Annotated in this window: 13 protein-coding genes; 6 read left to right on the top strand and 7 right to left on the bottom strand. The window is 72.0% G+C overall.

The annotated features are described in order from the left end of the window. Nucleotides 1-348: 348 nt before the first annotated feature. The 3 genes from ACIPAE_RS20310 (at nt 349) to ACIPAE_RS20300 (ending at nt 3,023) form a co-directional block, all read left to right on the top strand. Complete coding sequence (locus tag ACIPAE_RS20310) at nt 349-978, top strand: DUF6230 family protein (protein ID WP_329364474.1); 630 nt, start codon at nt 349-351, stop codon at nt 976-978. Nucleotides 979-1,093: 115 nt separating this feature from the next. Next, the gene (locus ACIPAE_RS20305) at nt 1,094-1,708 is read left to right on the top strand and encodes a DUF6114 domain-containing protein (protein WP_329364471.1); all 615 of its coding nucleotides are present in this window, start codon (nt 1,094-1,096) and stop codon (nt 1,706-1,708) included. Beyond that, nucleotides 1,698-3,023: a hypothetical protein gene (locus ACIPAE_RS20300; RefSeq protein ID WP_329364469.1), complete on the top strand. Its 1,326-nt coding sequence runs from the start codon at nt 1,698-1,700 to the stop codon at nt 3,021-3,023. Before ACIPAE_RS20305 ends, ACIPAE_RS20300 begins: the two co-directional genes overlap by 11 nt. 77 nt (nt 3,024-3,100) lie before the next feature. On the opposite strand, the gene pyk is transcribed toward ACIPAE_RS20300, so the two are convergent. From pyk to pta, 3 genes are read right to left on the bottom strand one after another with little or no spacing between them, the layout of a single operon-like run. Next, nucleotides 3,101-4,519: a pyruvate kinase gene (gene pyk, locus ACIPAE_RS20295; RefSeq protein ID WP_328469691.1), complete on the bottom strand. Its 1,419-nt coding sequence runs from the start codon at nt 4,517-4,519 to the stop codon at nt 3,101-3,103. Between the two features lie 52 nt (nt 4,520-4,571). Next, nucleotides 4,572-5,723, bottom strand: a complete 1,152-nt coding sequence (locus ACIPAE_RS20290) for an acetate kinase (RefSeq protein ID WP_402446854.1) — start codon at nt 5,721-5,723, stop codon at nt 4,572-4,574. Further along, nucleotides 5,720-7,801: a phosphate acetyltransferase gene (gene pta / locus ACIPAE_RS20285; protein ID WP_366412499.1), complete on the bottom strand. Its 2,082-nt coding sequence runs from the start codon at nt 7,799-7,801 to the stop codon at nt 5,720-5,722. Before pta ends, ACIPAE_RS20290 begins: the two co-directional genes overlap by 4 nt. Before the next feature lie 288 nt (nt 7,802-8,089). Between pta and ACIPAE_RS20280 the strand changes: the two genes are divergently transcribed. The 3 genes from ACIPAE_RS20280 to ACIPAE_RS20270 all read left to right on the top strand — a co-directional run bounded on the left by ACIPAE_RS20280 (nt 8,090) and on the right by ACIPAE_RS20270 (nt 12,032). Then, the gene (locus tag ACIPAE_RS20280) at nt 8,090-9,088 is read left to right on the top strand and encodes a 2-hydroxyacid dehydrogenase (protein ID WP_328469697.1); all 999 of its coding nucleotides are present in this window, start codon (nt 8,090-8,092) and stop codon (nt 9,086-9,088) included. Between the two features lie 91 nt (nt 9,089-9,179). After that, nucleotides 9,180-10,205 (top strand): ATP-dependent 6-phosphofructokinase, encoded by a 1,026-nt coding sequence (locus ACIPAE_RS20275; RefSeq protein ID WP_329364464.1) that lies wholly within the window; start codon nt 9,180-9,182, stop codon nt 10,203-10,205. A 147-nt stretch (nt 10,206-10,352) separates the two neighbouring features. Then, a complete protein-coding gene (locus ACIPAE_RS20270; RefSeq protein WP_402446849.1) occupies nt 10,353-12,032 on the top strand; it encodes a glycosyltransferase in 1,680 nt (559 codons plus the stop codon). A gap of 45 nt (nt 12,033-12,077) precedes the next feature. On the opposite strand, the gene glgB is transcribed toward ACIPAE_RS20270, so the two are convergent. The 4 genes from glgB to ACIPAE_RS20250 form a co-directional block, all read right to left on the bottom strand. Further along, entirely contained in the window at nt 12,078-14,231 is a 2,154-nt protein-coding gene (glgB, locus tag ACIPAE_RS20265) for a 1,4-alpha-glucan branching enzyme (RefSeq protein ID WP_402446937.1), read from the bottom strand. A gap of 329 nt (nt 14,232-14,560) precedes the next feature. After that, the gene (locus tag ACIPAE_RS20260; RefSeq protein ID WP_402446846.1) at nt 14,561-16,030 is read right to left on the bottom strand and encodes a maltokinase; all 1,470 of its coding nucleotides are present in this window, start codon (nt 16,028-16,030) and stop codon (nt 14,561-14,563) included. A 333-nt stretch (nt 16,031-16,363) separates the two neighbouring features. Continuing rightward, nucleotides 16,364-18,064: a maltose alpha-D-glucosyltransferase gene (gene treS / locus ACIPAE_RS20255; protein WP_328469707.1), complete on the bottom strand. Its 1,701-nt coding sequence runs from the start codon at nt 18,062-18,064 to the stop codon at nt 16,364-16,366. Then, nucleotides 18,061-20,046: an alpha-1,4-glucan--maltose-1-phosphate maltosyltransferase gene (locus ACIPAE_RS20250; protein WP_402446842.1), complete on the bottom strand. Its 1,986-nt coding sequence runs from the start codon at nt 20,044-20,046 to the stop codon at nt 18,061-18,063. The genes treS and ACIPAE_RS20250 overlap by 4 nt, the downstream gene beginning before the upstream one ends. Nucleotides 20,047-20,099: the final 53 nt, after the last annotated feature.

Genomic DNA, 20,099 nt, shown 5'->3' with positions numbered 1-20,099 from the left:
ATCGGCCAAGCTCGGTCCCGTAACCGTGCGTCCGGCCGCCAGTCGGTACGACGGGTAACGGGTCCCCGCCGGGCGGGGTGTGCGGTGATCGCCGCCGCCCCGGGACAGGGGGGTCTCCGTCCACGGATGGAACCGGATGGAGCCTGTCCCGCAAGGTTGCGCGAGAGCGTGGCCAGTGGTTGTCGCTCGGGGGTGATCGCCGGCGTTCGGACACCGCCGTCCGTACTCCCCTGGGAGGGACGGCTCACCGACCACCGGCGCTCTCCTTTCCGAGGACGTAGCACTTCTCCCATCCCGGGCCGGGCCTGAACGATCCGGCCGGAGATGTACGTCCGAGAAGGAGGAAGTATGGAGTCGCTCGTTCGTGGCGGTACCAGATGGCGGCGGTTCGCCGTCGTCATGGTGCCGAGTATCGCGGCCTCGGCCGCGATAGGCGTGGCACTGGCGCAAGGGGCGCTGGCCGCGTCCTTCAGCGTGTCGGGCCAGGAGTTCAAGGTGCACGCCGACACCTTGAACGGCACCGGGTTCATCCAGTACGGCGCGGTCGACGTCCAGCACGACGGCAAGGCTCAGCCGGTCGCGGTGTCGGCCTTCAAGTCGGCCACCATCACCGGCCTTTGCCAGTCGGTGGTGCTGCCGAACGTCCCGCTGGTCGGCGATGTGACGTTGCGGCTCACCGCGGGAAACCACGGCAAGAAGGTCAAGGCCAGCAACCTCTACATCGACCTGAACCAGCTCAACGCGGATGCGACCTTCTACGACATCAACATCGGTGTCGCGGCGGGGGACAGCCACAAGGGCCCCGGGATCGCGTCGGGCGACAAGGCCGACCCGGGTTCGTTCGCGCAGGAGGCCGACCGGGCCGTCCTGACGGACGTGGATCAGACCGCTTGGGCGACCAGTGCCGGCACCTTCAAGCTCGCCGGTCTGAGCATGAGCGTGAAGAAGGGCTCCGGTTCCGGAGTCGAGTGCTACTAGGCGACCTGGCGAAAGCCGCGCCGAGTGGCCACGGGCGAGTCGCGCCGGTCGCGGCTCGCCCCGGCCGCCGAACGTATTTCCACCGCACCAAGCCAGTCCCAGGGAGCTGTTTTCGATGAGCGCCGAGTCGACAGGACTGAGTGCCCGGTTCCGCTACGGACGCCTGGCGTTCCGCCACTGGAGGTGGCAACGCCCCTTCTGGGCCGGACTGCTGACCCTCCTCGCGGGCCTGCCCATCGCGTACTTCCCGTACGCGGACCTCACGCTCGGCCAGTTGACCGTGCGGATGTCCACCACCACCGGGTCCGCCTCGCTGATCATCGGTGTCCTGCTGTTCGTGCTGGGCCTGACCATGTGGTTCCAGCCCGCGGTACGGATCTTCTCCGGCGTCGCCTCGATCCTGCTCGCCCTGGTGTCGCTGCCGAAGTCCAACGTCGGCGGCTTCCTGATGGGCTTCCTGCTCGCGCTGCTCGGCGGTGCGCTCGCCGTGTCCTGGGCGCCCGGCGTCCCGGCGACCGACGAGCCCGGTGAGAAGGCCGAGTTGCCCGACGGCGACCCGGGCCCGGCGGGCGAGGACCAGGGCACCCCGGACACCACGCGGCCGGACGAGCCGTTCGTGCCCGCGCAGGCGCGGGGCGACGAGCCGCAACGTGCCGAGGAGCCGGTGCTCGCCGGCGGCCGCGGCGACGAAGAGACCACCAAGGAGAACGGGAGGCACCGTGCTGGGTGACGACGCTCAGCCGGCCACGAGCGACGGGCCACGCGTCAGGGCGACCTCGGGGCCGCGCCACGCGGCTCCGCGCAAGTCGCTGCTGACCAAGCTGCATGTCCCCGCCGGGAAGGCGGTGGCGCTCGCCGCGATGCCGACGGCGGTGCTGATGGGCATGGGCCTGACTCCGCACCTCGCCCAGGCCGACGAGCCCTCGACCCCGTCCTTCGCACCCGGCGCCTGCGTCTCCCAGTCCGACACGCCGTCCCCGACGGCGAGCGGGCAGGACACCAAGGACGCCAAGAAGGCGGACAAGAGCGGAAAGGACGCGAAGTCCGGGTCGACCGGCAAGGACGGCGCCAAGGACGGCTCGGGCACGCCCTCGCCGTCGGCCAGCCCGGAGGGCGACAAGCCGTCCCCGAGCGCCAGTCCGAGCGCCTCGGGCGACAGCGCGGCCAAGGACACCAAGTCCACGGCCACCACCGCCCCGACGCCCACGGCGAGCCCGACCTCGTCGTACAACCCGCTGGACCCGCTGGGCCTCGGCGACCTGCTCAACGGGCTGCTGGGCGGCGGCAAGAAGACCGACCCGACCCCCGCGCCCACCACGACGAGCCCGACCCCGGCGCCGACCACCTCCGCGCCGAAGCCGGACCCGTCGCCCAGCGGCGGCTCGGACGCGGGCGGCGCGAAGGACAGCGGCAAGAAGGCCGCCAAGGACGCGGGCAAGAGCACCACGGACGCCGCCAAGAAGGCCGCCAAGGCGCTCAAGGACGCCACCGCGACCCCGAAGCCGACGGCCAGCCCGTCGCCCTCGTCCACGGCCGGCTCCGACGGCAAGCAGGGCTACCCCTGCCCGACGTACGACGCCAAGGCGCTCGACGACGCGAAGACCGAAGGGGGCATCCCCCTTCTGCCGGACCAGCCCTGGGTGCTCAAGAGCAGCATCCTGACCCTGCACGGCCTCAGTTACGACGGCATCGTGCAGGTGAAGACGGCCAGCGGTGAGATCAAGGACGTCCTGAAGTTCACCACCAGCGGCATCGACATCGGCGACCTCGACCAGTTCGTGGTCGGCGCGAACGGCAAGGGCCACACCGAGGTCAAGGCCGCCAAGGGCTCCACGTCCACGATCACCGGCGGCACCACGACGCTCTACACGGAGTCGCTCAGCGGCAATCTGCTCGGCCTGATCCCGATCACCTTCACCCCGAAGGCGCCGCCGCCGCTGACCCTGCCGGAGCTGTTCTTCACCGACGTGACGGTCATCAACGCCGGCCAGTTCGGCGGCAACCTGCACGTGCCCGGCATGCAGGTGCTGCCCGACCAGCCCTAGCGTTCCCACGGTCCGGCGAACAGCAGCGGCCACGTACCCCCTCCCACAGGGGTGCGTGGCCGCTGGTCGTCGCGCCGTCAGTTCCCGAGGTGGTGCACCCGGACCAGGTTGGTGGTGCCGGGCACGCCGGGCGGGGAGCCGGCCGTGATGATGACGGTGTCGCCCTTGGCGTACTCCGAGAGCTTGAGCATCTCCCGGTCCACCAGCTCCACCATCGCGTCGGTGTTGTCGACGTGCTCGACCACGAACGTCTCGACGCCCCAGGTCAGCGCGAGCTGGTTGCGGGTGGCGGGGTCGGTGGTGAACGCGACCACCGGCTCGGGCACCCGGTAGCGGGCCAGCCGGCGGGCGGTGTCACCGGACTTGGTGAACGCCACCAGGGTGCGCGCGTCGAGGAAGTCGGCCAGCTCGGCCGCCGCGCGGGCCACCGCGCCACCCTGGGTGCGGGGCTTCTTGCCCGGCGCCAGCGGCTGGAGCCCGCGGCAGAGCAGCTCCTCCTCGGCGGCCTCCACGATCCGCGACATCGTCTTGACCGTCTCGATCGGGTACTTGCCGACCGAGGACTCCGCCGACAGCATCACCGCGTCCGCGCCGTCCAGGATCGCGTTGGCCACGTCGGACGCCTCGGCGCGGGTCGGCCGGGAGTTGGTGATCATCGACTCCATCATCTGGGTCGCCACGATCACCGGCTTGGCGTTGCGGCGGCACAGCTCGATCAGCCGCTTCTGCACCACCGGCACCCGCTCCAGCGGGTACTCCACCGCGAGGTCGCCACGGGCCACCATCACGGCGTCGAACGCCATGACGACGTCCTCCATGTTCTCCACCGCCTGCGGCTTCTCCACCTTGGCGATGACCGGGACCCGGCGGCCCTCCTCGTCCATCACCCGGTGCACGTCGCGCACGTCCTTGGCGTCCCGGACGAAGGAGAGCGCGACCATGTCGACGCCCATCCGCAGCGCGAACCGCAGGTCCTCGATGTCCTTCTCGGACAGCGCGGGCACGTTCACCGAGGCACCGGGCAGGTTGATGCCCTTGTGGTCGGAGATCACTCCGCCCTCGACCACCAGCGAGCGGACCCGGGAGCCCTCGACCTCGATGACCCGCAGGGCCACGTTGCCGTCGTTGATCAGGATCGGGTCGCCCTGCGAGACGTCGCCGGGCAGGCCCTTGTAGGTGGTGCCGCAGATCGTCCGATCCCCGGGCACCTCCTCGGTGGTGATGACGAACTCGTCGCCGGCCACCAGCTCGACCGGTCCGTCGGCGAAGGTGGCCAGCCGGATCTTCGGCCCCTGGAGGTCGGCGAGGATGCCGACCGCTCGGCCGGTCTCCTCGGCGACCTTGCGCACGCGCTGGTACCGGTTCTCGTGCTCGGCGTGGCTGCCGTGGCTGAAGTTGAGGCGGGCCACGTTCATACCGGCGTCGACCAGCGTCTTGAGCTGGTCATACGAGTCGACGGCGGGACCCAGGGTGCAGACGATCTTGGCTCGGCGCATGGGCGCTATCCTATCGGTTTGTTCCGCTCCGGAATAATCTGGGTGTCAGTCCTCAACCGCTCACCAAGCGGTAAGTATCCCGCGCGATCTCGAACTCCTCATCAGTGGGGACCACCGCCACCGCCACCCGGCTGGCGGCGGTGGAGATCAGCCGGGCGCCGCCGGCGCGGACCGCGTTGTGCACCGGGTCGAGCGCGATGCCCAGGGTCTCCAGGTCGCGCAGGGCGGCGGCGCGGACCGCGGCGGAGTTCTCGCCGACGCCCGCGGTGAACGCGATCGCGTCGACCCGCCCGAGCACCGCGGTGAACGCGCCGACGTAGCGGCGCAGCCGGTGGACGTAGACGTCGAAGGCGAGCCGGGCGGCCGGGTCGCCCTCGCCCATCCGGCGGCCGATCTCCCGCATGTCGTTGTCGCCGCACAGGCCCAGCAGGCCGGACCGCTTGTTGAGCAGGGCGTCGATCTCGTCGCTGCCCATGCCGCCGACCCGCTCCAGGTGGAAGACCACCGCCGGGTCGATGTCGCCCGAGCGGGTGCCCATCACCAGGCCCTCCAGCGGCGTCATGCCCATCGAGGTGTCCACGCACTCCCCGCCCCGCACCGCCGACGCCGAGGCACCGTTGCCCAGGTGCAGCACGATCACGTTGACCTCGGCGGGCTCCCTGCCGAGCAGCGCGGCCGTGGCCCGGGAGACGTAGGCGTGCGAGGTGCCGTGGAAGCCGTAACGGCGGATGCCGTACCGGTCGGCGGTGGCCGCGTCGATCGCGTAGCGGGCCGCGGCCTCCGGGATGGTGGCGTGGAAGGCGGTGTCGAAGACCGCCACCTGCGGCAGGTCGGGGCGCAGCTCGCGGGCGACCTTGATGCCGGTGATGTTCGCCGGGTTGTGCAGCGGCGCGAGCGGCACCAGCTTCTCGATCTCGGCGACCACCTCGTCGGTGATCAGGGTCGGCTCGGTGAAGCGGGTGCCGCCGTGCACCACCCGGTGCCCGACCGCGGCGAGCGCCGGCGAGTCCAGGCCCAGGCCCTGCTCGTCGAGCTGCCGCGCGACCTGCCGCAGCGCCTCGGCGTGGTCGGCGACGCCGCCCTCCTCGCCGATCCGCTCCACCACGCCGGCCGCGGGCCGGGAGTGGTCGGCCATGTCGAGCAGCTGGTACTTCACCGACGAGGAGCCGGAGTTGAGCACGAGTACGCGGGTCGCCGCTGTCACCGGGGGTCCCCCTGGGCCTGGATCGCGGTGATCGCGACCGTGTTGACGATGTCCTGCACCAGCGCGCCCCGGGACAGGTCGTTCACCGGCTTGCGCAGCCCTTGCAGGACCGGGCCGACCGCGACCGCGCCGGCCGAGCGCTGCACGGCCTTGTAGGTGTTGTTGCCGGTGTTGAGGTCGGGGAAGACCAGCACCGTGGCCTGGCCGGCCACCGCGGAACCGGGCAGCTTGGTGGCGGCGACCACCGGGGAGACCGCCGCGTCGTACTGGATCGGGCCCTCGACCAGCAGGTCGGGCCGCTGCGCGCGGACCAGGTCGGTGGCGGCCCGCACCTTGTCCACGTCGGCGCCGGAGCCGGAGGTGCCGGTGGAGTACGACAGCATCGCCACCCGCGGCTGCACGTCGAAGCGCGCCGCGGTGCCCGCCGCCTGGATCGCGATGTCCGCGAGCTGCTCGGCGTCCGGGTCCGGGTTCACCGCGCAGTCGCCGTAGACCAGCACCCGGTCGGCCAGGCACATGAAGAACACCGACGAGACGATGGCCGCGCCCGGCCGGGTCTTGATGATCTCGAAGGCCGGGCGGATCGTGGCGGCCGTGGAGTGCACCGCGCCCGAGACCATGCCGTCGGCCAGGCCCTCCTGCACCATCAGGGTGCCGAAGTACGACACGTCGGCGACCACGTCGTACGCCAGCTCGTAGCTGATGCCCTTGTGCGCGCGGAGCTCGGCGTACAGGGCGGCGAAACGGTCCCTCAGCGGCGAGGTGTGCGGATCGACGATGTCCAGCGCCGGGTCGTCCAGGCCGATGCCGAGGTCGCCGGCCTTCTTGCGGACCACGTCCTCCTCGCCGAGCAGGGTCAGCTCGCACACGCCCCGGCGCAGCAGCACCTCGGCGGCCCGCAGGATGCGCTCCTCGGCGCCCTCCGGCAGCACGATCCGCCGCTTGTCGGACCTGGCCCGCTCCAGCAGCGCGTGCTCGAACATCATCGGGGTGACCCGCGCGGAGCGGGCCACCGACAGCCGGTCGGTCAGCTCGGCGGTGTCCACGTGCGTCTCGAACAGGCCGAGCGCGGTCTCCGCCTTGCGCGGGGTGCCCGCGCCGAGCTTGCCGTCCAGGCCGAACAGCTCGGTCGCGGTGAGGAACGACCCGGTCGGCACCGCCACCACCGGCGTGCCGGGCGCCAGCCGGTCGGCGAGCTGGAGGATGTCCGGGCCGGGCTTCTCGCCCAGCGTCAGCAGCACGCCCGCGATCGGCGGCGACCCGGCCGAGTGCGCCGCCAGCGACCCTATGATCAGGTCGGCGCGGTCGCCCGGGGTGACCACCACGCAGCCCGTGGTCAGCGCCGGCAGGAACGTCGGCAGCATCGCACCGCCGAAGACGAAGTCCAGCGCGTCCCTGGCCAGCCCCGCGTCGTCGCCGAGCAGCACCTCCGCGCCCAGCGTCTCCACGATCTGCCGGACCGTCGGCGCCGACAGCGCCGGCTCGTCGGGCAGCACGTACACCGGTACGTCCAGGCTGCGCCGCAACTGGTCGGTCGCGGCGTCGAGCTGCGCCGGGTCCACCCGGTTGGCGATCATCGCGATCACGTCGCAGCCGAGGTTGGTGTAGGCGTGGTGGGCGTTGCGGACCTCGGCGACCACCGACTCGGCGCTCTGGTCGCGGCCGCCGATCACCGGCAGCACCGACGCGCCGCACTCGTTCGCCAGCCGGGCGTTGACCCCCAGCTCGGCGGGCAGGTTGGTGGCGGCGAAGTCCGAGCCGAGGATCAGCACCGTCTCGAAGCTCCGGGCGACCCGCAGATAGCCCTCGACCAGCCGCGCGGTCAGCGCCTCCTGGCCCTGTTCGGCCTGGAGCGCGGCGGCCTCCTCGTATCCCATGCCGAAGAACGTCGCCGGGTCCTGGGCGAGCCGGTAGCGGCCGCGCAGCAGTTCGAAGATCCGGTCGGGGGTGTCATGGACCAGCGGGCGGTAGATCCCGACCCGGTCCACCTGCCGGGTCAGCAGCTCCATTATTCCGAGCTCCACGACCTGGCGGCCGTCGCCACGGCCGATGCCCGTGACATAGACGCTGCGCGTCACCCCTGTGCTCCGTTCCTGCCGAACCCGTGCCGCGGGCCGGCCCCGGCCCGCGCGGTGTGTGTAGGTGCGTACGTGCGCAGATCGCGCGTACGTACAGCAGACGCTAACGCGCCAACCGGGCGAATGCCCGACCAGGGCGGGGCATACCGGGGACGCGTCGGGGGACGGACGGTGCGCTGGGCCGTTCGGCTCAGCCGGCCGGGCGCGCCCCGGCGGCTCCGGCGGGTCCGGTCGGCGGAACCGGATGTGCACGTAGAGTGAGGGGGAGTGAAGAGGGAGGGCGGTGCCATGGAGGTCCTGGCCACCGGAGTGCAGCGCGACGAACGGCCCCTGCTGGAGCGCGCCTTCGCGCCGCGGCACGAGGTCCGCTGCCTGGAGACCGTCCTGACCGCCGACACCCTGCCGCTCGCCGCGGGCTACGAAGCGGTGTCGACCAGCGTCAACGCGGTCCTGGACGCGCCCGCGCTGGAGGCGCTGGTGCGTGGCGGCACCCGGCTGATCGCCCAGCGCTCGACCGGCTACAACAACATCGACCTCGCGCACGCCGAGCGGCTGGGCCTGACCGTGGCCCGGGTGGCGCGCTACTCCCCGTACGCGGTGGCGGAGTTCGCGTGGGCGCTGGCGATGGCGCTCAACCGCCGGATCGTGCGGGCCGCCTCGCGCACCCGCGACTTCGACTTCCGGCTGGACGGCCTGCTCGGCCGCGACTTCCACGGCCGCACCGCCGGGGTGATCGGCACCGGGCGGATCGGCTCGGCGTTCGCCTCGATCGCCCGCGGCTTCGGCATGCGGCTGCTCGGCTGGGACATCTCGGTCAGCCCGCAGTGCCAGGAGATGGGGATGGAGTACGTCGAACTCGACCGGCTGCTGCGCGAGTCCGACCTGATCAGCCTGCACGTGCCGCTGATGCCCTCCACCCACCACCTGCTCGGCGCCCGGCGGCTGTCCGAGCTGAAGGACGACGCGATCGTGGTCAACACCAGCCGCGGCGCGCTGATCGACTCCGGGGCGCTGGTGGACACGCTGCGCGAGGGCCGGCTCGGCGGGGTCGGGCTCGACGTGTACGAGGAGGAGGCCGGCGTCTTCTTCTACGACAAGTCCCTGGAGGTGATGACCGACGACACCCTGGCGCGGCTGCTGACCTTCGCGCAGGTGCTGGTCACCTCGCACCAGGCGTACTTCACGGTGGACGCCGTGGAGGAGATCGTGGCGGCGACCGTCCGCAATGTGGACGACTTCGTCGTCGGGCGGATCACGGAGTGCACGCTGATCCCGAAGTCCCCGTGACGCCGGGGGCCCGTTCTGCCGACCCGCGAGGCCGGTGCGGACCCGCGCCCGACCCGCGAACCGCTATCCGTGTCTCCTGGAGATATCGCCCATGCGCATCGGAGTGCTCACCGCCGGAGGCGACTGCCCCGGCCTCAACGCCGTCATCCGATCGGTCGTGCATCGTGCGCTGACCGGCCACACGGACGAGGTGATCGGCTTCGAGGACGGCTTCGTCGGCCTGCTCGAAGGCCGGTTCCGCGAACTCGACCTCAACTCCGTCAGCGGCATCCTGGCCCGCGGCGGCACCATCCTCGGTTCGGCCCGGCTGGAGCGCGCCCGGCTGCGCGAGGCCGCCGACAACGCCGACGAACTGTGCGCCGCCTACGGCATCGACGTGCTGATCCCGATCGGCGGCGAGGGCACGCTGACCGCCGCCCGGATGCTCGCCGACGCCGGGATGCCGGTGGTCGGGGTGCCCAAGACCATCGACAACGACATCAACGGCACCGACCGCACCTTCGGCTTCGACACCGCCGTCACCGTCGCCTCCGAGGCGATCGACCGGCTCCAGACCACCGCCGAGTCGCACCAACGGGTCATGGTGGTCGAGGTGATGGGCCGGCACGCGGGCTGGATCGCCCTGGAGGCGGGCATGGCCAGCGGCGCGCACGGCATCTGCGTGCCCGAGCGGCCCTTCGACCCGGCCGACCTGGTGGACATGGTCGAGAAGCGCTTCGCCCGCGGCAAGAAGTTCGCGGTGGTCTGCGTCGCGGAGGGCGCGCACCCGGCGAAGGACACCATGGACTACGGCGTCGGCGCCATCGACAAGTTCGGCCACGAGCGCTTCACCGGCATCGGCACCACCCTCGCCCGCGAGTTGGAGACCCGGCTGGGCAAGGAGGCCCGCCCGGTCATCCTCGGCCACATCCAGCGCGGCGGTGTCCCCACGCCGTACGACCGGGTGCTGGCCACCCGCTTCGGCTGGCACGCGGTCGAGGCCGCGCACGCCGGTTCGTTCGGGCACATGACCGCGCTGCACGGCACCCGGATCGTGATGGTGCCGCTCGCCGACGCCATCACCCACCTCAAGACCGTTCCCGAGGACCGGATGGACGAGGCCGAATCGGTGTACTGACCGTCAGGGCCGTCCACTTGAGGCCCGTCACCCGAGTCCGTCGTCCGAGTGCCTTCACCCGCCGGTCAAGTCCCGTACAACTCTTCGCCACGTTCGGCAGTCTCCCAAGCAAAGCACCGTTCAAGTGGTGCGTGGAGGGGAATTGCCGTGCTGAAGGCCAGTATTGTCGTACCCGTTTACAACGCCGGAGAGTACATAGACCGTTGCGCTCCGTCGCTGACCGGGCAGACCATCGGGCCGGACGCCTATGAGGTCATTTACGTCGACGACGGTTCCACCGATGACTCGGCACAGCGGCTGGCCCGGTTGGCCGAGGAGTTCCCGCACGTCAGAGTGCATGAGCAGGAGAACTCCGGCTGGCCGGGAAAACCCCGCAACGTGGGGATCAGACTGGCCCGGGGCGCGTATGTGCACTTCGTCGACCAGGACGACGAACTCGCCCCCGACGCGCTGGAACGGCTGCACGCGCTCGCGGTGCGCAACGGCTCCGACATCGTGTTCGGAAAGGCGCACGGCGAGATGCAGGGGCCCGGGAACATCTTCCGGCACACCCGGGAGCGCTGCTCGGTCCAGGACACCGAACTCTTCGAGACGCTCACCCCGCACAAGATGTTCCGCCGCGACTTCCTGCTGGAACACGGCATCGAATTCCCCGAGGGCCGCGTCCGGTTGGAGGACCAGCTCTTCCTCGCCCGCGCCTACCCGCTGGCCAGGACCGTCTCCATCCTCGGCGACCGCCCCGTCTACCACTGGCAGCGGCGCGGCGACGGCGGCAACAACAGCAGCCGGCCGCCCAGCCCCGAGGACTACTACGGGCACCTGCGCAACGTGGTGCGCGCGGTCAAGGAGCGCTCCGAGCCCGGCGAGATCCAGGACCGCATGCTGCGCCGCAACTACCGGGTGGAGATCCTCCGTCCGGTCACCGAGCCCCGGGTGCTCCAGCGCACCGGCAAGCAACTGGAGCGCCACTTCCGGATCGTCCGCGACCTGGCCCGCGAGGAGTTCCCGCCCGGTGTCGCCGCCGGACTGCCCGGCATCGCGGGGCTGCGGGCCCACCTGCTGGAGCAGGGCAACCTCGACGGGCTGGTCGCACTCGGCCGCCGTTCCCAGGACATCCGGCTGCGCGTCGAGGTCGGCGCCGCGCGCTGGCACGGCGGCCGGCTCACGCTGCCGCTGCGGGTCTGGCTGGCGCACGCCGACGGCAGCCCGGTCACCCTCGCCCGGCAGGACGACGGCCGCCTCCTGCTCGACCCCGGGCTGCTGGCCGACATACCCGGCCAGGACACCTGGGAGGTCAAGGACCCCTTCGCGTACGCGCACGGCGAGGTGCTGGTCAAGGACCCCCGGCAGACCCTGTACTGGTACCCGGAGAACGACCTGCGCCCGCGGCTGGAGGACATCGGGGACGGCCGCTGCCACGTCGTGCTCGCCGCCGACACCGTCATCGACCCGCTCACCCTCGCCGGCGGCGGCCCCCTGGACCCCGGGCGCTACGAACTGTGGCTGGACGTCCAGTCGCTGGGCGTGGGCCGCCGCCCGCGGGTGACCCTCCCCGCGAGCGCCCGCAGCGCCGGCCACCCGGGCCGGCACGCCGCCCGCCTCGCCATCGTCGGCACCCCGCCGCGCATGGTCGTGGCCGGCTGGAACGGCCCGGGCGGCCAGCTCCAACTGCGCGTCTCCCCGCCGCAGAAGACCTCCCTGCGGCGCGCCGTGCTGATGCGGGCGGCCGCCGACGAGCGGCTGCGTTCCCCCGCGAAGGCCGTCTTCCGCCGCCTGCCGCCGTCCGCCCGCGCCCATCTGCGCCGCACGCTGCGACCCGACGTCTGACCCGCGGGCGGCCGGCGCGGCGCGGCCACCCGCGGCGCGGCCGGCTCAGTCGATGGCCGGCCGCAGCCAGACCGTGGCGAGCGGCGGGACGGTCACCGCGATGCTGTGGCGCCGGCCGTGCCAGGGCGACGGCTCGCTCTTGACCGGCCCCTCCACCCGCACGCCGCTGCCGCCGTACCGGGTCTCGTCGGTGTTGAGCACCGCGGTCCAGACCCCTTCGGGGCAGCCGAGCCGGTAGTCCTGGCGGACCACCGGGGAGAAGTTGCTGACGCACATCAGCGGGCGCCCGGCGGTGTCGTAGCGCAGGAAGGACAGCGTGTTGTCCTCCGCGGCGCCGCCGTCGATCCACTCGAAGCCGCCCGGGTCGGTGTCGCGCTGCCACAGCGCGGGCGTCGCGGTGTAGACCGCGTTGAGGTCGCGCACCAGGTCGCGCACCCCGCGGTGGTCGCCGGCCGCGGAGTAGGTCTCGTCCAGCAGCCACCAGTCCGGGCCGCTCTCGTGCGACCACTCCGCGCCCTGGGCGAACTCCTGCCCCATGAAGAGCAGTTGCTTGCCCGGGTGGGCCCACATGTAGCCGAGGTAGGCGCGGTGGTCGGCCCGCCGCTGCCACCAGTCGCCGGGCATCTTCTCGACCAGCGCCCGCTTGCCGTGCACCACCTCGTCGTGCGAGATGGGCAGGACGTAGTTCTCGCTGTACGCGTACACCATCGAGAACGTCATCTCGTTGTGGTGGTACTTGCGGTGCACCGGCTCGTGCGCCATGTACTCCAGCGTGTCGTGCATCCAGCCCATGTTCCACTTCAGGCCGAAGCCGAGGCCGCCGAAGCCGGTCGGGCCGACCTGGTGGGTGGGGCGGGTGACGCCGTCCCACGCGGTGGACTCCTCGGCGATGGTGACCGCGCCGGGGCAGCGCCGGTAGACGGTGGCGTTCATCTCCTGGAGGAAGGCCACCGCGTCCAGGTTCTCCCGGCCGCCGTACACGTTGGGCAGCCAGTCGTCGCCCTCCCGGGAGTAGTCGAGGTAGAGCATCGAGGCCACCGCGTCGACCCGCAGGCCGTCGATGTGGAACTCCTCGCACCAGTACACCGCGTTGGCCACCAGGAAGTTGCGGACCTCGGTGCGGCCGAAGTCGAACTCCAGGGTGCCCCAGTCGGGGTGCTCGGCGCGGCGCGGGTCGGCCGGTTCGTACAGCGGCTCCCCGTCGAACCGGGCCAGCGCCCACTCGTCCTTCGGGAAGTGCGCCGGCACCCAGTCCATGATCACGCCGATGCCGGCCCGGTGCAGCGCGTCCACCAGGAACCGGAAGTCGTCCGGCGAGCCCAGCCGCGAGGTCGGGGCGTAGTAGGAGGTGACCTGGTACCCCCACGAGCCGCCGAAGGGGTGCTCGGCGACCGGCATCAACTCCACGTGGGTGAAGCCGAGTTCCTGCACGTAGGCGGGCAACTGCTCGGCCAGGCCGCGGTAGTCCAGGCCCGGCCGCCAGGAGGGCAGGTGCACCTCGTACACCGACAGCGGGGCGCGGTGCAGCGGGGTGTCCGCGCGGTGCGCCATCCACTCCGCGTCGTTCCAGTCGTACGACGACCGCGTGACGATCGACGCGGTGGCCGGCGGGAGTTCGGTGGCGCGGGCCATCGGGTCGGCCTTCATGCCGCGCGAGCCGTCCGGGCGGGTGATCTCGTACTTGTAGGCGGTGCCGGGGCCGATGCCCGGGACGAACAGCTCCCACACGCCCGACGAGCCCAGCGAGCGCATCGGCAGTCCGGTGCCGTCCCAGAAGTTGAAGTCCGCGGCCAGCCGCACCCCGCGCGCGTTCGGCGCCCACACCGCGAAACGGGTGCCGGTCACCCCGCCGTGCGTCATCGGCTCCGAGCCCAGCGCCTTCCACAGCTGCTCGTGCCGGCCCTCACCGATCAGGTGCAGGTCCAACTCGCCGAGCGAGGGCAGGAACCGGTACGGGTCGTCGACCACCAGCTCGCCCGCGTCGTATGTCACCGCGAGCTGGTACCGCGTCGGCACGTCGGCGAGGGGGAGCAGCGCGGAGAACAATCCGTCGCCCTCCGCGGCCAGTTCGCTGCGTTCCCCGTCCACGACGACCGCGACGGATCGGGCGAACGGGCGCAGGGCCCGGAACCGGAGGCCCCCCGGCTCGGGGTGCGCTCCCAGCAGCGCGTGCGGGTCGTGGTGGGCGCCGTTGAGCAGCCGCCACTTCTCGTCAGGGCTGAGCCCGGAGCCGTCGCCGGCGGTGCCCTCGCCCTTCGGGGTGGCCGCTCCCCGATCTCCCGGGGTGCCCCCGGTGCCCCTGCCGGCAGCGGCGCCGTTGCCGTTCGGGGTGGCCGCCACCGTCCCGGTGGGGCGGTTCGGTTCGTCCCGGACCACCTGCCCGGTGGGGGGCTTGTCGCGCGGTTCCCCGCGGGCCGCGCCGCCCGAGGCGGCGGGGTGGGGGGTGGTGGCGTCGTAGCCGCGGGCGGCGGCTTCCGGGAGGGCGCCGTCACCGGCGGACGGCTGGCGCGGGGGCTGTGCGGCGGGGGTCACGGCGAGCACTCCTCGGATTCGGACGCGGACAGGGGGGACGGGGCCGGCGACGCGGCCAGGCGGGCCAGGGCGGAGAGCGGGATGGGCAGCCAGGCGGGACGGTGCCGGGCCTCGTACCGGGCCTCGTACACCGCCTTGTCGGTCTCGAAGGCCCGTATCAGCACGGGCTGTTCGCGCGGGTCGGTGCCGGCGACCCCGGCGTACCCGGCGCAGAACGCGTCGCGGTGCCGGGCGGCCCAGGGGCCGTTGCCGCTGTGGTGGGCGGCGTAGTCGAAGGACCTCAGCATGCCGGCGACGTCCTGGACCGGCGGCGCGGGGCGGCGCCGCTCGGCCAGCGGGCGGGCCGGCTCGCCCTCGAAGTCGATCAGCACCCACTCGCCGTCCGGCCCGCGCAGCGCCTGGCCGAGGTGCAGGTCGCCGTGGATGCGCTGGGCGATCACCACCCCGCCGGGACCGGTGCCCGCGCCGAGTTTGGCGAGGTCGTCGTAGGCGGAGCGGAGCGCGCCCGCGAAGGGGCGGACCGCGGGCACTTCGGCGGCGGTCTCCTCCAGCCGCCGGGTCATCGCGGCGGCGACCCGCTCCAGCGCGCGGCCGTCGAGCCGGTGCACCGGCAGGGCCGAGGCGAGCGCCTGGTGCACCTCGGCGGTGGCCCGGCCGAGCGCGGCCGCCTCGGCCCGGAAGTCACCGTCCTCGGCCACCGACGCCAGCGCGAGCGCCCACCCGTCGGACGAGCCGGGCAGGAAGCGCTGGAGCACCCCGAGGGTGGTCGGCTCCCGGCCCTGCGCCGGGGCGCTGTCGCCGTCGTCGCCGTCCAGCCCCTCGAACCACGCCACCGGCTCGGCCACCCGCCGCGACCCGGACCGGGCCAGCGCGAGCGACAGTTCCAGGTCCGGGTTGGTGCCGGGCGAGACCCGGCGGAAGAGCTTGAGGATGTAGCGGTCGCCGTAGACCACGGAGGTGTTGGACTGCTCCGCGGTCGACACCCGGGGGGCCAGCCCGGGCGGGAACTCGGCGGTCGGCTCGGTGGTGAAGCGCAGGCCCCCGCTGCGGCCGGGCAGTTTGAGCCGTTCCAGCAGAAGTGCGGCCATTCGGGGGTCGTGCGGTGCGTCGTAGAGGGTCAGCCCGTCGTACGGGCCGCCGACGGCCGGGCCGAGGGCGGTGCGCACCAGCGCGGACGGCAGCAGCGGATGCGCGCCGAGCAGGAGTTGGTAGCAGTCCGGCGGCCGGCCGGGCTGCTCCACGTCGACCAGGACGTGCAGCAGGCCGAGCGGGCCGAGTCGGCCACCCGGGGGAACCAGCTCGGTCGCGGCGGCCAGCCGGAAGTCACCGATCGGCAGGCCCTTGCCGGCGAACCAGCGCTGTCTCGGCAGCCAGCCGCGCAGCAGCGGGTCGAGGGAGCGAAGCAGCCCCGGCACGAGATCGCGGCCGGTGACGGCGGGGACACGGGTCCAGGAGCTGTCCGACATGACGTCCTTTCCCCGGGGGAGTCGCGCACCCTGCCGCTGGGTCGAGCGGCGGATGCGCCAGCCTCCCGGATGACGGGTTCGGGCTGTCCGGCGACACGGGGAGCCTGCCCCGGCCGGGTGACAGGAAACCGCCGTACGGGCTGCTGCGGGTTTCGCTTGATCGTCCCAAAGGTGCGGGCCCCCCGCACCTCGGGCGCGGGAACGTAACCTCCCGGCGGTCGGACGTAACCGTCCGGGTGACGGAACGTTACGCCGAGGGGCCGGTCGAGCCCGGTCGAGCCCGGGGAGCCGGGGGAGCGGCCCAGTGGGGGCCGGTCCGCCCGGCCCCCGCCGTCAGGACGGGTCGCGCCGCAGCCGGAACCAGTAGAAGCCGTGCCCGGCCAGGGTGAGCAGGTACGGCAGTTGGCCGATCGCCGGGAAGCGCACCCCGCCGATCAGCTCCACCGGGTGGCGGCCCGCGAACTGCCGCAGGTCCAGCTCGGTGGGCTGGGCGAAGCGGGAGAAGTTGTTCACGCACAGCACCAGGTCGTCGCCGTCCTCCCGCAGGAAGGCGAGCACCGCCGGGTTGCTCGACGGCAGTTCGGTGAAGGAGCCGACGCCGAACGCCCGGTTCTGCTTGCGGATCTCGATCATCCGCCGGGTCCAGTGCAGCAGCGAGCTGGGGGAGCTCATCTGCGCCTCGACGTTGGTGACCTGGTAGCCGTAGACCGGGTCCATGATGGTCGGCAGATAGAGCCGGCCGGGGTCGGAGGAGGAGAACCCGGCGTTGCGGTCCGGCGTCCACTGCATGGGGGTGCGCACCCCGTCGCGGTCACCGAGCCAGATGTTGTCGCCCATCCCGATCTCGTCGCCGTAGTAGAGGATCGGCGAGCCGGGCAGGGACAGCAGCAGCGCGGTGAACAGCTCGATCTGGTTGCGGTCGTTGTCCAGCAGCGGGGCCAGCCGGCGCCGGATGCCGATGTTGGCGCGCATCCGCGGGTCCTTGGCGTACTCCGCGTACATGTAGTCGCGCTCTTCGTCGGTGACCATCTCCAGCGTCAACTCGTCGTGGTTGCGCAGGAAGATGCCCCACTGGCAGTTCGCCGGGATGGCCGGGGTCTTGGCGAGCACCTCGGAGACCGGGTAGCGCGACTCGCGGCGCACCGCCATGAAGATCCGCGGCATCACCGGGAAGTGGAACGCCATGTGGCACTCGTCGCCGCCGGCCGGGAAGTCGCCGAAGTAGTCGACCACGTCCTCCGGCCACTGGTTCGCCTCGGCGAGCAGCACGGTGTCCGGGTAGTGCGCGTCGATCTCGGCGCGCACCTTCTTCAGGAAGCTGTGGGTGCGCGGCAGGTTCTCGCAGTTGCTGCCCTCCTCCTGGTAGAGGTAGGGCACGGCGTCCAGCCGGAAGCCGTCGATGCCCAGGTCCAGCCAGAACTTCAGGGCGGCCAGGATCTCCTCCTGCACCTGCGGGTTCTCGTAGTTGAGATCCGGCTGGTGGGAGAAGAAGCGGTGCCAGTAGTACTGCTTGCGGACCGGGTCGAAGGTCCAGTTCGACGTCTCGGTGTCCACGAAGATGACCCGGGCGTCGGAGAACTGCTTGTCGTCGTCCGCCCAGGTGTAGTAGTCGCCGTACGGCCCGTCCGGATCGCTGCGGGACGCCTGGAACCACGGGTGCTGGTCGCTGGTGTGGTTCATGACGAAGTCGATGATGACGCGCATGCCGCGCTGGTGGGTGGCGTCCACGAACTCCACGAAGTCGGCGAGGTCGCCGAACTCCGGCAGTACCGCGGTGTAGTCCGCGACGTCGTATCCGCCGTCCCGCAGGGGGGAGGCGAAGAACGGCGGCAGCCACAGGCAGTCCACGCCGAGCCATTGCAGGTAGTCGAGTTTGGCGGTGATCCCCTTCAGGTCGCCGACGCCGTCGCCGTTGCTGTCCTGGAACGAGCGGACGAGGACTTCGTAGAACACCGCCCGTTTGAACCATTCGGGATCACGGTCCTTGGCCGGCGTGTCCTCGAACGTGTCAGGAACGGGTTCGTTGACGATCAACTGAGTGACCCTCCGATCGATGGAGACGGTCGCAGCGACAGGACGTGCGCGGGCGCGCGGCCCGGTTCAAGGCGCACATAGTTGTCCCTGCCCCAGTGGTAGGTCTGACCGGATAGCTCGTCGCGTACCGGGAACGACTCGTGCCAGGAGAGCCCGAGCGCCGCCATGTCCAACGACACGGTGGCCTCCTGGGTGTGGAAGGGGTCCAGGTTGACGACCACCAGTACGACGTCGTCGCCGTGCCGCTTGGAGAACGCGAGCAGGGCTTCGTTGTCCACCGGGTGGAACGTGATGTCCCGCAGCTGCCGAAGCGCCGGGTGACGGCGGCGCAGCCGGTTGAGCGTGGTGAGCAGCGGGGCCAGCGAGCGCCCCTCGGCCTCGGCCTTTGCCCAGTCACGCGGCCGCAGTTCGTACTTCTCGGAGTCGGCGTACTCCTCGCTGCCGGGGTGCGCGGGGGTGCCCTCGCACAGCTCGAATCCCGCGTAGACGCCCCAGCTCGGAGAGAGGGTGGCGGCGAGCACGGCGCGGGTCTCGAAGGCCGGCCGGCCGCCGTTCTGCAGGTAGGCGTGCAGGATGTCGGGGGTGTTCACGAAGAAGTTCGGCCGCATGTGGGCCGCGCTGTCCCCGCTCAGCTCCCGCAGGTAGTCGGTGAGTTCGGCGCGGCTGTTGCGCCAGGTGAAGTAGGTGTACGACTGCTGGAAGCCGATCTTGCCGAGGGTGGCCATCATCGCCGGGCGGGTGAACGCCTCGGCGAGGAAGATCACGTCGGGATCGGTCCGGTTGATGTCGGCGATCACCTTCTCCCAGAAGACCACGGGCTTGGTGTGCGGGTTGTCCACCCGGAAGATCCGGACGCCGTGCGCCATCCAGTGCCGCAGCACCCGCAGCGTCTCCCGCACGATGCCGGCGAAGTCCTGGTCGAAGGCGATCGGGTAGATGTCCTGGTACTTCTTCGGCGGGTTCTCCGCGTAGGCGATGGTGCCGTCGGCGCGGTGCGCGAACCACTCCGGGTGCTTCTCCACCCAGGGGTGGTCCGGCGAGCACTGCAGGGCGAAGTCGAGGGCGACCTCCAGGCGCAGGTCGCGGGCGCGGGCCACGAAGTGGTCGAAGTCGGTGAGGGTGCCCAGGTCCGGGTGGACCGCGTCGTGGCCGCCCTCGGGCGAGCCGATCGCCCACGGCGAGCCGACGTCGTCGGGCCCGGGGGTCAGGCTGTTGTTGCGGCCCTTGCGGAACGCGGAGCCGATCGGGTGGATCGGCGGCAGGTACACCACGTCGAAGCCCATCGCGGCCACCGCGGGCAGCCGCTCGGCGGCGGTGCGGAAGGTGCCCGAGCGCAGCCGCCCGTCCGGCCCGGCGGTCGCGCCCTCCGAGCGCGGGAAGAACTCGTACCAGGACCCGAACAGGGCGCGCTCGCGCTCGACGTGCAGCGGCATCGGCCGGGAGGCGCTGACCAGTTCGCGCAGCGGGAAGCGGTCCAGCGCCGCCACCACCTCGGGGGCCAGCGCGGCGGCGTGCCGGGCGGACGGGGCGAGGGCGGAGTCGCGCAGCACGTCCACCGCGGCGAGCACCGCGGGCCGGCCGTCGCCCTTGGGCACTCCGGCCGCGGCCCTTTCGTACAGGTGCGCGCCCTCGGCGAGCACCAGTTCGGTGTCGATGCCGGCCGGGATCTTGATGCCCGCGGTGTGCCGCCAGGTCGCCACCGGGTCCGACCACGCCTCGACCGTGTACGTCCAGCGCCCTTCGGCCGTCGGAGTGATGTGCGCCCCCCACCGGTCGGTGCCCGGCGCCAGCTCCCGCATCGGCGTCCACGGTCCGGACCGGCCGGAGCCGTCGCGCAGCACCACGTTCGCGGCCACCGCGTCATGGCCCTCGCGGAAGACGGTGGCGGTCACCTGGAACCGCTCACCGACCACCGCTTTGGCGGGCCTTCTGCCGCAGTCCACACTCGGCTGGACATCGACGACGGGGATACGACCGATCATTTCCTCACCTGACAGCTCGGTACGGGACGGACTCGACTGACGCGCGGGTGACT

Source organism: Streptomyces sp. NPDC087270 (assembly GCF_044744625.1).
Classification (GTDB): Bacteria; Actinomycetota; Actinomycetes; order Streptomycetales; family Streptomycetaceae; genus Actinacidiphila.
Note: the sequence above shows the minus strand (reverse complement) of the source record. Positions and strands in the feature narration are given on the sequence as shown.